The following is a 15,278-nucleotide window of genomic DNA, read 5'->3' as shown; positions in this document are numbered from 1 at the left end:
ACAGTATCAAACCCGGCTGGAGGCGTTTTAGAAAGAGCGTGGAGTTGCGCCAGCCTGATAACCTGTTTACCGGTATCTTGCTGACCATAAAGCAGATCGGAGTGTAACTCACGAGCCCGGTGCCTGATCAGCTCAGCCAGCAAATATTGCCTGCTGGCATCACCGATAAAGCCAGGGTCTTCTTTCCGGCTCAGATCAATCAAAATGTCTTCCACTTGCCGGATGCGCTCATCCGTCAGGCCAACAACCTTGTCCCGCAGAATTTCATGAAAAAAATCGGCCTGATTAATCTCCTTGTAATTCGCCGCTGTCGGCGCCAGGCCTGAAATAAAGTCCCGGGTTGCCTCGGGATTAGTACCCAGGGCATCGGGATTCATCATCAGTGCCAGCCAGCCGGCCATGCCGGAACTTTCCGGTGATTGCCGGATCAGTGAGAGTATCTGCGATTGAGTATGCCTGATTTCTATTTTAACGTGATGTTGACCATCAGCCGTCTTCACAATCGGTAGCCTGGAGCCTGGGTTAAGCGTTCCGAGACTGATCAGCTCACTTTTGCCTTCCCCGATAGGCGTGACACGGTGGCCTGAAAAAGCCGAAGTTAAAACCGGAACCTGAAAAGCGCCATATTTCTTTCTTACCGCAATAGCTTCCAAAACGCTTTTGAGCCGCTCCTCTAGCATGGATTGTTTCAGCTCCGCAAAGGCTATTTCCTCGGAAAATCTCGACAAAATATCGCCATGCATCTCATCCGTCAGGCTTTCAATAGGCTCCCGGGAAAAATAACGATCCAGTGTGTCGACTTCCCCGTCACTTAGAATGGAGGTAATTGCCTCGACTTCCCCAAACCTGAACAGCAAATTCATTCTCGTTTTTGTTTTTTCCTTAGGATCAGGCGCTCCATGGATTATAAGTCGTTCGAAGAACAAATGGACAAGGAAGGACTTTATATTCTCAGTGACCGGACCCGTATCGATGCGCTTTGCGTATTCATGAGCCAGGACCTGGGCATTCAGGAAATCGGGAAGCACTGATTTTTGGGAGTCTGAATAAATAAGATCGGCAAGCATGGTAAACGGGTCACCAATGGCTCGATAATTGGCATTTATTGTTCCCTGGTTTCTGACAGTCCACTTTTCCCGTTGTTCGTTACGAGTGAACCTTATGTTTTTAAGTGGGGTATCACCAGAATAATAAGGATTAGGGTGAAGCTTGTAAGCTGCGGCCTCATCACCTAATGACTCCAGGCTTTTGTTAAACCGGTCAACAAATCCCTGCACCGACTCCGCTCCGTCCTGAGGAATCGCCTTGAAGCTTTTTTTCAGCTTTGCCATAACCCGGTAGTAGGTTTTCTTATTATACTCATCAAGGGTCAGAGGCCCGGTGATGACCTCAATGATCGTGCCATCACGATGGGTATCTGTTGAAATATTGAGAAGAGGGTAGCCCCGATGACCGAATTTCGAAATGGCGAGGCCCCTTCGTTGATCTCCGCCCGGGAGGGCATCATCTTGTTCATTAAGAACGTATATATTGAGATACTCTTGCTCAAAGCCAATCCGGTTGGGTTGGTTATCCCAGTCAACAGGGTCAACCTTGGCATTGGCTTTTAGTTCTCCATACGCTTGCGTTAAAGATTCAGGAATACCGTCAATATCAAAATAAGAATTCCGGAGTATTTCGTTTCTGATATCAATGTCGCTCAGGTTCTCACGGGTATTGAGCACCTCTTTGGCAACTTCTACCAGGCCTCTGCTACCTATACCATTACCGGCGATAGGGGCGGTCGCGGCCATTATCTCCATAGCGACTCTGGAGAAGTTGTATTGATAGTTCCGTTTACCCAACGCATTATCCAGTGTTGGGTCGACCAGTAGCCTGGTAATTGAACCGGACACGCCCGACCTGTTGCCTTGTCCAGCCACAGGGTCGAAGGCTTGTACTCGCCTTTTCTTTTTCCCGGACTGCAACTTGGAAAGGCTTTCCGGAGTCTCAAGAACCAGTATTAACTTGAGCTCTTTTGGAAAACGCATCTCAGGCAGACCGGAATCCAGGTCACTTAACTTTTTAGGATGAGCCAGCCTCCCTGTCAGGTTTTGGAGGTATTGATTGAACCGTTTGCCGATATCATTATTGCTTAAATAATCAATCAGACTGTCTCTGAACCGGTCAACAAAATCATCATACTTATCACTGTCTGTAAATTCAGGTGAATTGGCCAGTAAGCCAATCGTGTCGCCACTTTCCTCAATGACAGCCAGGTAAGATATTTTTTCTGAATCACTGCTTGAAACAACATTACTGGCGGCTTCAGCTGCTTTTAAAAGAGCATCGGGGGTTTGCCCGGAATTAAACAGGACAACATCCTTATCCTTGGCGTCTCCAGTATTAATCCTGACACCGAATGAATGGAGCCCGTCGGGCTGTTTTAAGTAAACCCATCGGTCACCCTGTTTTAGCGCAACGGATGCCCTGTCATTGCCATCAATAGTAAAAATCTTATTACCGGTTAGCTCGATTTGATCAGGAAGCTCATCAAATCGTCCATAATTTGCCAGGATAAACTTCTGGGCAGCTGATATTTTTTGCGGATCGTCCGGATCATCTACCCTGATCATTTTTTCCGTTCCGCCATCAGCCCAAGGGCTGACCCTGAAACCACCAGCCTCTTTTACGACAATGGTATTCAGCTCTGAGCGCAGCAGATAGAAGGGTATTTTTTTTCGCAATACCCGGTCAACCAGATCGGCCTTCACCGGCACATCGACAAAGTCATTCTTTTTGTAATCCCCTGCGGGCAGTTTGCTTTTTAACTCAGCATTCAGGCTACCATAGGGAGCCTTCATGGTAATACCGTCGATCAAACCCTTTCCCAGGGGCTGGTCAAGCGGTGGCTGCTTTACCGGAGAGCCAGTCACTACCCGAATATCGGTAACCTTTCTCTCCTTTTGCAAGGCCCTTAAAATCGGCAGTTCGACATTCCAGAAATAATTGTCGTACCTCAGCCCACCTTCCGCGAAAACATAAACTCTGCCTTGAGCACCCGCAGCAAAATAAGAGCTCGTAATGACAGGATTCCTTCTAAATAACTTATAAAGCACCTCTTTAGTTTTTTCCGGGTACTCCCGCCTGCTTAGTTTCCGAAGTTCGTCACCCATTGACAGCAGCTTGGTCAAACCATTCAAATCCATATCAGTAACGACTTCCTGTTTTGTGTAGCTTTTGACCATTTTTTTATAACCAAGCAAAGTATCAGGGCGTTTTCCATACCAAAATGCCATATTACTTTGGTCGTCTGCATCGAAACTGAATCCCAAACGTTCCATACGGGAAATCAATATCCCTATCTTTGACAAACTGCCTTCCAGCATGGAGTCCACAAACAGTGTTGCCAACCTGTTAGCCTCAGTCTTGTTGACGAAAACGAAAGGACGCGGACCCTCATTAACCGGAATTATTTTAGAAATCGAGCCGATCATCGTTTCCCTTACATCGGCTGGTATCGACTCTTTAATCGCCTGTTGATCAAGCCCCGGCATAGCAGGAAGAGACTCGCCATTATCTGCCTGAATACGTCGCTGAACGCCTTCAATGAATTTCAGTTTTTTCAAAACCCAGGGCGAAATATCCGGGGATTGCGGAAGATCAGGAAGGGGGCGGTCAGGCCTTTCACTGCGAACCAGGTCAACACTCTGGCCGGAAACGGTCTCCAGTTTCAGTATCGGGTCAGCATCCGCCAGCTGGATGGCTTTTTTGTAATCCTTTTCCCATTGAAATATCAGGCCTGTCTCTTTTTCTACCAGAATATCCTTAATCTCAACGGAGCCCACCGGTATTGGAATGGGACGCCCTAAACCGCCATCGCGCTTTTTCTGTTCTATCTGGCGATGAGTAGCAACCAGCGAGTTCGCACCGACTGCCTGGCGTCCCTTGATGAGTGAGTCACTCTCACTGATGATCTGGTAAATTTCACCCTTAAAAGCCCCATAGCGGTAAAGCTGGAAGCGGGCAGACTCATCCTTACCAACCATGTCCGGCGATACACCAATAACACGCCGTTCTATCGGTTGGTCAGAGAGCAGAACCCGCATTGAACAGGAAGCACCCACATTTCTTTTGCAGGTTTTGGAAATAACGATGCCAACAGAATCTTTACCGTCGTCTGCACGGATGATTTTCGTGCCGGAAGGCTGGTAGTCCTTACCGTTGACTAGATAAAAATCCTCTCCCGAATCACTCCGAACAATCGCCCGTGATCGTTTTCTGACCACAGGCTCAAAGTCTGTTTCTGAGGGGTCAAGGATGGTATGGGGATTTCCTGACTTGTCAGCGACAAGGTCTCCCAGACCGTCCGCGGCTACCAGGTCTCCTCGCCACTTGTCCTTTGCTGCCAACTCAGCCATTTCAGCCATACGTTGCCGGGCAGGCTGGTCCAGCTGCGTCTGTCTGGACAGTTCCTGCCAGAGTTCCTCACTGATAGCGGCGATGAAACGCTGTTTATTCCGGGCTTCCATCCCGTCGTAGCGATCAAGCAAAACCCTGGCCCACTCGGTAATATCGCTGTCTCCCGGATATTGCCTGATGTATTCAAGAACCTGACCCACCACTTTACTGGCCCTGGTAGAAGGGTATTGTCCAACCAGCCAGTTCAGGGCAGCCTCAAAACCGGTCTTGCCTCCATTGAACATTTTCAGGTCATGGGGTGCTTCAGTCACCAGGGTTCGGTATAAGCGGTTATCCTGTTCATCGGGCAATGCCGTTGGTTGCAGATCACTGAATAAGCCAATTCGTGAACCCAGCTCATCAAAATGGCGCGGGTCCTCACCCCAGACGTCCTGAACCAGGCTCTGTGCTCCCTCGTAGGAATCCTTCCGTTCAGGCGGGGTTCCGGGTGTGGGGTTTTCAGTCGTGGAGCGAATGAATAAACCAATTTGGTCCTTGTAACGAGCCATCAATCGGTTGGTGTCTTCATGCTCCACATTGGTGGCCTCGCCAGCCACTCGAAAACCATCCTGTTGCAATTGTTTCCTGAGTTTTTCAGCCTGCTTACCCAGGTTTTCGTTATCCGAAAACAACATCAATGGCAGATGGGTGGACACCTTGCGCAGGTTTTCTCTGATATTAAATCGTTTTGCCAGTCTATTGATCATACGGCCGGTACCGGGAACAACACTCAGACCATGAGCCACGACACTGGCCCCGAGACTGGCCATGGGACGATCAAGAATAAACGCCGCAGGCAACTGTTGCCGGACCGCAGCTATCTTCGCCAGATGCGCTCCGACAGCGGCTCCCATGGAATAGCCGTGAATCACAATACGACTGGGATCTATATTTCGATCATTAATCAGGTACGACAGCATGGTCCGGGCATCATCCGTTAGCCCTTTCATACCGGGAGAGCCATCACTACCCCCAAACCCCCGTCCGTTGACCGCCAGTAGATCCATACCCTGGTTACGGTAATGCATCCAGGCGGTTTTGACCTGTTCTTCACAAGATAAATGGGTTCCATGGAGAAACAGCACGACCTTTTTATCCGCTGCCGGGCCACCATTGCCATGATGAAAATACCCCTTAAGCCTGCCACCTGTCCCCTCTAGTGTGATCTGTTCCGAGTTGCCTCTTTTCACTGCGTCGTCAAGGAGTGCATTCGTAGACTGATCAACGTAACGCCGGTCATCCGTTGAACCATAAATCTGATCGTTCAGGGCTCTGCCAATCAAGCTGGCCGGTAGTTGATCTAACGGAGGAATTTGATCATTGGCCAACACCACCGACTGATAATCAGACGACAGTTTAGATTTTTCCCCCACAGAATTAATGGTCTTCATGGGCTCGCCCTGACTCTGGAAAGACGGCGTCCCGAGTTTTGAACTATGAGCTGCGGCCAACCCGAACAAGCGGCTAACGGTGCTGCCAAATACCTTTTCAGTAAACTGCTTTCTGTCTGCCATCCCCAGCCGCACGATCACCGGAGGCTCGCCGGGGCCGTCAGAAGCCGGGGCAATCATCTGGCTTTGCTCCAGCTTCAGGTCCGGACGCAGTACAAACTCAATGTTCCGACCATTGGTTAAGTCAACCCTGTGCTCATGGGCCAGGAGCTGGGCCAGGCGACGTTTTCCACCCAGCTCCCCGGAACCATTCAATTTAATCAGGGCAGTGACATCTTCCTGTAATGAACCGGACCACCCTCGGGAAATAGCCTTTTCTTTATAAATACCCGAATCCCAGGTAATCCGCGTTTTCGGGAATACCATGGCATCGTCACCACTGCCCGTAAGAAGGACGCTGGAGAGGCTGCTCTGTGATGGTTCGATAATGTAGCCATCCCCAGACTTGATACCAAACTGGTCAAACGCTCCGATTCCCAGAGTGTCAGGCTGGCCTGGTGCACCCTGCGACAGGTCAATGGTTCCCATAGGAAGATCTGTCCGCAGAACAATCCTGTTGATGGTTAAGTTATCCTGTAACTTAATCGTCAGGCTCCGTAGAGCACTCAGCTCCATCAGTCGGGCCAGCGATTCCAGCGATTCTCTGGTCACCCTTTTGCCAGCCCCGGCAACCAACTCCGCAAGGGGTTTTACCATTCTGTGAGCCAGTTTTTTTATCCCTGGACGATTATCCATACTGTCCTGGTCTTGGCTAAACACTCTGACCAGTTCTCTGCCCAGACTTTCCAGGTTCTCCTGACCAAGCCCTGAAATCACCGTGCTCAGCTCAGCACTAAAATGCTCTCTTGATTCCGCAAGATGCCTATAGGATCGGTCAACCTGTTCAAAAAACAGCCGGTTCTGAGCGGGTCCACTCCCCGGCTTGATACCCTCTTTCAGGGCAGAAAGTTGTGCCAGTAAATCGGCAGGCAGAATCCCACTGCCAGAGCGTTGATTTAACGGACTGCCCTCACCCCAAAACTGCATCAGTACATTGGGGGACTTAGCGGTAGCCAGAACGACTGGCTGCCGCAATGTCTGGGGCATCATTCTGTGAAGCACCAGTTCCGGGCTTCCAGATATCACCGGCTGCCAGGGGCTACCGGTATTGGTAACGGCCAGTTGAAAGGCAGGGAGCACCTTCCCACCCCGGTATCTGAGACTGAGGGCATGGTCAAACACCTCAGCAACCGCCCTATCAAAATCCTGCCTTACTGAATGCCCGGCAGGCAGTTGATCAAAGCGACCCAGAGAGAGTTGATCCAACGCCTGTGACAGTTGCCTGGTAAGATCAGTCAGTTTTCCCTTGCCTAGATAGCTTTTAATCGTCTCAACATCGCTCTCTGGCAAAACTGACACCAGGGCATCGGTTGGCGACACCATAAGTCCAAAGCCGTCCATTGCGGGGTTTACTTTTTCCAGAGTGAAATAGTACTCAGTCAGTAAAAAGTGCATTAAAAAGGCGGTGAGGGAACGGCCAGGTGTCTTGCCACTGATGTCACGAGCCAATCCCGTGGCAATGATTTTTGCTCTTGACAGCAGATCCTGTTGTATTGGTGAAGTGTTCAACCGGCCAAGGACAGAAAATGAATCAGCCAGGCTGTCATAACGGGTTTCTACATAGCTGGTCGGAACATAAGCGACCGTTTGCCGTTCATAAGGTTGTATAGCGATGTCGGTGTCAATGATATTTTCCAGCCGATAGGCTGACTGATCATTCCCCGTTGCTTCTTTCAGCTTCTGGTTATAATCGGAAATGACCCAGCTCAGGGATTTCTGCTGCTCCAGTTTTGCACTGGTAAAACTGCCAAGCAGCAGCTGTCTGGCCTGCTGGTAGTCTTTATCACCCACTTGTCTGGCCGGAACGACCAGAATAACTTTCCCTCCGTTATCACCCGGTTCAGCTTTTAATCCGAAGCGGATGTCCGTTGTTTCATCGGTATCGACAGCCGCCGTGAGCAGCCGCTGGTAACCCACCCCCGGTTCGCTGGTCAGCGAAACTCCCTGAATGACATCCTCAAACCACAGGGCACCCCGGGCACTGGTTTTGGGAACAGGCAGAAGATCTGATGGCAAAGGTTCGCGGTTCAATTGTTGGAACCCCAGCGTTTTTCTGATCAACGTCTGCTGTTCTGTCCGCCGCTTCTCTGGAAAAGCCGATGACTTGCCTGCGACCTGAAAAGCTGAGGCCGTCAATTCAGAGAACAGCCGGGTATGTTGTGACAACCAGTTGGAGGTCATGCCTCTGTCACTGGCATAACCCGGGTCAACATGAATAATACTGAGTGACCCCTGCCGATCATCAGAAGCTTGCCGGTCAAAGGGCACCGCCTGATTGAGTGGTTGTCCACCACTCTGCCGTGGGTGCTTCAGGACAATCAGCTGCCTTGCTTCCTGAGGTAGTGTTATCTGCGCTTCACGGAGCGAGTTGCCTGCCATCAATCCCGACCGGACCAGCTCAGCCAGAGTGACTGGCCTGCTGGGACTGGTAGCGGCAGACAGCAGCCTGGAATATTGCCGAAAAGGCTCCGTACAATCCGTAAAGTGGCTGGCCAGGGTATTCAGCTTCGCCAGTTCGTCCCTGACATTGCCGCCGGAATCAACGACAGCTTTCTGGTACTCCGGTGAAACCCAGACGACAACCTGACCACCCAGGCTCAACCTTCTGAAAGGATAAAGGCCGGTATAGTCGTTCCCATCCGGCTGAGGTTCAGAGGCGGGTATTCGAGCAATTCTGGCAACCTCATGGAGATTCCTGAAATCCCGAGCCAGCAACCCAGTCTGGCCAGAACGATGATCCAGAGACTGAAAAATTTCGTTCAGGTTCTTACTGATTACCTCAGACTGGACATCCGTGATACCAATGGATAAGGTGCGCGAAGCGGTTATGTCCCGTACCGCTTCCCGGCGGACAGCTTTCAAAAAACCTTCCGGCAACTGTCGTATTAAAAAAGAGTGCCCGGACTCAGGGTTTCTGATAGACAATGCCAGCGGTGGTTGACTGCCTTTGCCCGTCAAGTCAACCGACTCCTGGCCAGACGGTTGCTGAGGGGTCTTGTCCGTGGAACCAACCGCATAAAGTTGATTTCCAGCCTTGAATACTCTTAACCCGTCCTGAATATTTAACTTTTCCGGGATCTGGTCATTCCATTGAGTCAACAGGGTGTGTCGTGCATGTTGCGACAGGCCATCAGCAATGACATTCAAAAATGCCTTGTTAGCCTCCAGCTGTTCTTTTTCATTACTGGCTTTATTACGGCTAAACCAGGTTATCTTCGCCTCATGGTAAACGGGTTTTTCTTTGCCCTCATTACCTGAAAGATCTATTTCAAGGGTTAATGGCGGCATCGAAAAGCCCAGAGTTTCTTTGAAGATATTTCCGTATTTAAGCACCAGGGTGTTGAACAGTTTTTTTAGATCAGCCCTATTTTTCTGAAGACCTATTTTCATCAGGTCGGGTACAATCTTATCGTCACTTAATATTTGTTCAGATAAAAGCCGGGCCATTCTTTCCCGAGCTATTTGAATGGCATCCTCTTTCTCAAGCGTTTGATAGATCTTTTTCAGGGCCTCCTCTGCCCTGCTCGATTTTTTGTGAAGGACTCTGCCTAAATCAACATCTCTCTTTGCCTGCTGTAAAATGATATCCCTGTATTCTTCCAGTGAAGGCACCGGAAGATCAGAAAGAAGGGCCGGGTCAATGACGAGAGAGGAACGCACGCTATTCTGCAACTTCCCGGCAACGTCTTCCAGTTTGCTAACCGCCCGATTTTTGATGAGTGCAATATCCTGCTGAACATCAACGTCAAGGCGTTTGAACTTATCTCTGGTTTTATCCAGAGATTCCAGCCATCTGACACGATAGACACCCAGAGCCAGCCTGAATTTCTTTTGGGCATCCGGTGATTTGATGGTGTCATAGTAATCAGAAATCGCACCGGCAAACTCAGACAACTCAAGCGGTGAATACCGGGTCTGGTTTTTATGAATGTGTTCAATCCTTTCCTGCAGCCTTCCAGACTGATAAATAGCTCTTACCGCCCGAAACATATCGGAATGAGGTTCAGACCGGATTCTGATATTGTGCGACTCTTTGGCGACTAAATCGTCATAAAGCGATGTCTCGTCAGGATGATGCAGGGGAATCAGCCTGAAGCTCTCATCCATCCCATAGTACTCGCCCAGGCTCAATAACATGCTGTATTTCCAGATTTTCCCTGCCGACCCAAAGTCGTCTTTGCCTGCTGACCGGATAGACCTTAGCAGTGCCGAACCAAACAAACCGGAAACGGCTTCCCGAAGCGTTGAATCGGGTATGCTCTCAATACCTTTTGTACCTATTTCAACAACCGGTTTGCCATCATTGGGGATAAGGACATGACTCTCAAACAGAGATTTACCCGGATTAACCCGAACACGAACCTGTTGCTCACTCGCATAACGGATGCTTTTTGCGGTTTTGCCCAATGCCCTAAGCTCGTCGTTTAATCGCCCGGTCAAAAACAGGTCAGCTATTTTGCTGATATCATACTGAAGCCGTGAAGTGGGAAAATCGTTATCACGAACCCCCTTGTCATAGCGGGCAATATCAAACTCTATGGAGATAAATCGGGCAGGAAAGTCAAATCTGCCTTCGGGGTACAGAACGATCCCCAGTCGTCCCGGACTTTTTTCTGTCATATAACCCGGACCAAACGACTGATACGAAAGTCCTTCCTCTCCTATGATTAACACCGGTGCCCTGTCTGGAATGGAAGGGCGGACAGGTTCTTTGAGCTGTCCTGACTCAAGGATTTGCAATAGCGGAGCCAAATTAAACCGTTCACGAAAGCCAATCCGGCTGTCTCCTCCCAGCCTGCTACTGATCTCCGATGGCACTTCATCAAGGGGCTTGTATGAACGATTTCGATAGGTCAGGAACCCACCCACAACATCGTAGTACTTCAGGATACTGGACACCTTTTCAAAGGTATCCGTTTGATAAACCCGTCCTTCAGGATCGATGAATAAAATTTTATTATCCCGCTCGGGGTATTTGGTATTGTCCTGTTCTGTGCCATGGTGACAGACTTTGGGCAACCCCCTTTCCGCCGCCGCTTCATTGATCTGGTCAATGATATCTTCCTGAAAATGAGTCAAGGTTCCCTTATGGGGATCAAACTTGCGTCTCTCTCGCGTACCCAAGGCTTCAGTTACACGTCGATAAGCAGACAGCCAACGAGCTCTGGCAAGCTCGCTGGAAAACTGACCCGCGCCCTTGTTCGCTGATGATAACCGCCCAATTCGATCCGCCTCTTCCCTGACGCCATTGTTCAGATCGCTTGAAGAACTGTCCAGGCGCTTGAACAGGGCAAACAGATCTATGTCTGCCGTAAACAATCGATGGGAGCCGTCGTCATTAACTTCAGCCATGACCTTCAGGGGGCGGAAAGTCTTATATTCCGGATGCTCAATGCCATAGTCTTCACTTTTATACTCGACTCTCCAGAGGTCATTGGACTGCCGGGTCAAACGATACTGAAACAGCACCGAGCGCGCACCGGCCCCGCCATCGCTGGATTCAATGGAGCGAGTCACCGTTGCCAGATAACTGCCATCCTCCAGTGGCGTCAGCGAGCCCAGCTTTCCCTGTTCCAGCCGGCGCTCAATGGCGCTCCAGTCCAGTTGCAGCTGAACGGCGGCCATGCCCGGCAAGTGGGTTGAATGGACATTCTGGTAGTCCCCCTTTTCGATCTGTGACCGGTGTTCCAGACCGTCTTTGCCAAACACCTTGGACAAAGCGGAATCGAAGGGAATCAATCCCGCCTGTATTCCCCAGTCCGCACTCTTGCCCTTGACACTTAAACCTTTTGTGGCAATTTTTATACCGTCACCCAGACCATGATTGAGCAGGTCGGACGCGTCTGGATTAATGGGCCTGATGGCAATCAGTGCCTGGTTTTTCCGGGCTATCTCCCTGAATCCTTCCCAAAGGGCCTGCGGTACACCAGAAGCCGCAAAAGCCTGGTCACCCTGAACCAGTTTTCCCGACCACTGCTCCAGAGAGACCGGATGTGCTTCCAACAATCCCGGCTCTTGGGGCGCGCGACGTTGTCTGTCACTTTGCTGGAGGCTCTCGGCTATCGGGTCATGGCGTGAAAATTCCAGGATGGCACCTGTCGGGTAATCCTGGAGCAGCGTAAAATATCGGGTACGGGTCAACTGAAACCATTGGCCTGAACCATTCACCAGAACTTCGCGCTCGCCGCTGTGATCCCAACCTTCAGCCTTCGCCAGACTGATTTGTAAATCGGCGATTTCCTGTTGCTGTTTGATGGCAGTTGCAATCACTTGAAAGCGACGGCTCCAGCCTTGATATAAAGCCAGACGACGATCATCCGGTAAGTCATTGCCGGGGAGTTGTCTGTAAAGCAGCGTATTCAGAGCTGAGGCTGAAGCCGGAGGCAAAATCTGGTTTTGTATAAGAGCCGTCAGTGACTCCGCAACAAAATGGAGTCTGGATTGGCGTGCCAGAGGCGACACAGCCTGAGTGTCATCCTTAATATTACCGGGAACAGGAGTCAACTTCCCAAGCGGCTGGCAACCTGTTGCGTCCCCGTGAAAGGTGCTGAAATCGTTCCAGAACATCTCCGGTTGCAGCCGCTCATAGATGACCATGGACAAATAGTGAAGGAGAATCGAACTCCCCCGGTCGCTGGCTGGAGCCAGCTCAGCCAGAGCGGTGGACTGAAACGGGGCAAGATCAGAGTCCAGAAAGCTGCCATCCAGAACCAGCTTGACCCCCTCGCTGGTAAAATAGAGTCCATTTTTTACCCAGGGACTCAGAGACACCAGCACCGTAAAACGGTCCGTCATGTCATCAGGTAAACCTGAATAACCAAGCAACCGGGTAAACGCCAGATTGACGTCCCTTTCGATCTGGCGAATGTCCCGGGATGAGAAAAAGTACTCAGGCTGGTTGCTGTGGTTTGCCGTCACTGTATCCAGCATCAACTGAATATTCAGTTCGCCGTTATTTATATTTATAGACTTACTGAATAGGTAACCGCTTTGATTAACATAGCCAAGCTCCCGCAAAACCATACGATAATGCTTCCTGGCGAGGTCAATGGCTCTGGAGATATCATTGCGTGGAAGAACTTCCTGTTCTCCCAGGGCAAAATCTGAGGACTGGATTTTCCATTGCCCACCGGGGGTTCTGTAACCAGCCCAGTGGTGTCCATTCCCGTGCTGCCATAGCAACTTTCCCCGGGCATCAACAGAAGCCACCCAGGGCTGACCAAGATCATCAACCTGGGTCAACTCCCGGGCAACTTCCAGTGTGTTCAGTGTCGCCTGCCCTTCTGGCAGAGCAGCCAGCACCTCCTGGAAAAATCCGACAATGCGCTCATTGCCCAACGCGGGATCAGCAAGGCAGTATATCTTTATTTGGTGCCTGGACTCATGCAACCATTGACTGGAAAGACCAGCCGCCAGGGCTGACCCGGAAAAGCCTGATAAACGACCATCTTCTGTCAATTTGCCAACCAGCACCAAGAGCCCTGATGATGGCGGCTCAGCAAAAAAGTCCAGGGCATGGCCAGCATCCGGGGAAAGCGCTGACAGCCACTGTGTCGCCTGAGGGTAACTTTGATGGAGGAATCCGGCGATGGCCTGAATGTCACCTTCATGACCCAGGGGAAGAACATATTGCTTCAGCTTGCTGTTGTTCTTTTCAAGATGAAATGAAAGGCTGTTTTGCTGAGGATCTACCGCCAGAGCCAGGTGTTCTTCGGTCGACAAAGTCCCCCAGCTGGCCAGCTGCTTCCCAATCAGATGCTGCTCCGGGGGCACGGGCTGCTCGCCCAGCGATTGAATGTAGTCGGCCATCGCCTCCCTGAGTAACTCATCGCCATTGAGAAACAGGTTAAGGCTTTCATCCCCGCGCAGCATTCCCAACCGATAAGCGCCAATCCGGGCCAGATGCAGGGGAAAACCATGATCCTTCGCCGCGTCCAGCTGGCTGAAATAAAACCGTCGAGTTTCCTGCCAGTTGTAGGGTTCGGCTCCTCCCAGGGCACTGTCTAAAAATCGGTACCTTTTTACCATCAAAGCCAGCACCCGTTGTGCGACAGGTGATCCCTGCCGGGCGGCCATCATACTGGCGGACAGACGCCCACGGGATTGTCCGGCCTGAACAGTTCCGGGAATCAAGCCCGTCTGGTTAATTGACCGAAAGGGTTGCCGGGTCTCTCTGGCTGCCGCCAGCAATTGCTGACGAACGCCCGGCCTGAGATCATCCAGCAGCTTGAGGCTGTCAATGTAGCCACTGCGAAGCGGTTGCCGGAGTTTGTCCTGCCGGTGGGGAAAGCGGTCCGGATGGCTCTCCAGAACCGCCTGGACAATACCGGCTTCCAGCATTTCCTTTGGCAGGCCATCCAGTTCAATCCCCGTTAACCAATCCCGATTGATGCCGGGCAGGCTATCTGGCCTGACAATAAAGCCACCGGCACTGAACAGGATCTGAAACCGGGCCAGATTTTCCGCTCCGTTAATATTTCCTCGCAGCAGCTCATTGAAGTAATCACTGGTCAGAATGTTCCCTTCTGGCCATAGTGATGCAATATCCCGAACGTTAACCCGGTTCCCATGGTCACTTAACCGGCTCAATTCTTCCCTGGCATAGAGAATCTGCTGATTAAAGCGCGCCTTCTCAACGGCCAGTTCTTTGGTAGAAGCATGAGTATATGAAACCAGAAAATCCTGCACTGCCCGGTCAATGGAAGCACCCTTATCGTAACTATTGAGAACATGACTGACGGCACGGCGCTGGGTATCGATTATCCGACGGATCAGTTGTCCGGCAAACGGCTCAATATCCCGGGCATTGGCAACATCGGCGAGTGCCCACTCTATGATGTATTTTCGCATCAGAGAAGCCAGAGAAACCCTGTGGTCCTGCCAGAGATGGATTTGATAATCCGGGTTGGCCATGATCCAGGCTTGCAGATAATCCAGGCCAATCCTGTCCAGTGGCTGGAGCAATAACATGTGAATGGTTTTGGGTGGTTCTTCAAGGATGCGGCTGAGAAAAGCCTGAACGGGGGATAACACCGCGGTTACCCAGTCTTTCTTAAAGGGTTCCTGCTGCAGGTAATCCTTCGCCCTGGCTTCTATCTGGCTGGCCACCAGCCAGCCTTTAGCGGAATTTTTCTCCTGGATGGCGTCGAAAACGCTATAGCTCTCCATTAACCTGCGGTAATGAACCGTATTGCGATCTTCCAGGGAAAGCCCTTTGTCGGCCATTTCCAGAAACTGGCTGAAATCAGGCTCTGATACTTGAGGACGTTTAGCATTCTTACCAGACAT

General features: G+C 50.8%; 1 protein-coding gene (running past one end of the window). It reads right to left on the bottom strand.

What is annotated here, in order from left to right; translation table 11 throughout:
• Positions 1–15,278: the 5' portion of an anthrax toxin-like adenylyl cyclase domain-containing protein gene (locus tag P6910_RS06875; RefSeq protein ID WP_317145530.1), read on the bottom strand. 14,407 nt of this gene lie to the left of the window's left edge; 15,278 of the gene's 29,685 nt are visible here — the first part of the coding sequence; the start codon lies at positions 15,276–15,278; the stop codon falls past the left edge of the window.

This window comes from Endozoicomonas sp. 8E, from assembly GCF_032883915.1.
Taxonomy (GTDB): domain Bacteria; phylum Pseudomonadota; class Gammaproteobacteria; order Pseudomonadales; family Endozoicomonadaceae; genus Endozoicomonas_A.
Note: the sequence above shows the minus strand (reverse complement) of the source record. Positions and strands in the feature narration are given on the sequence as shown.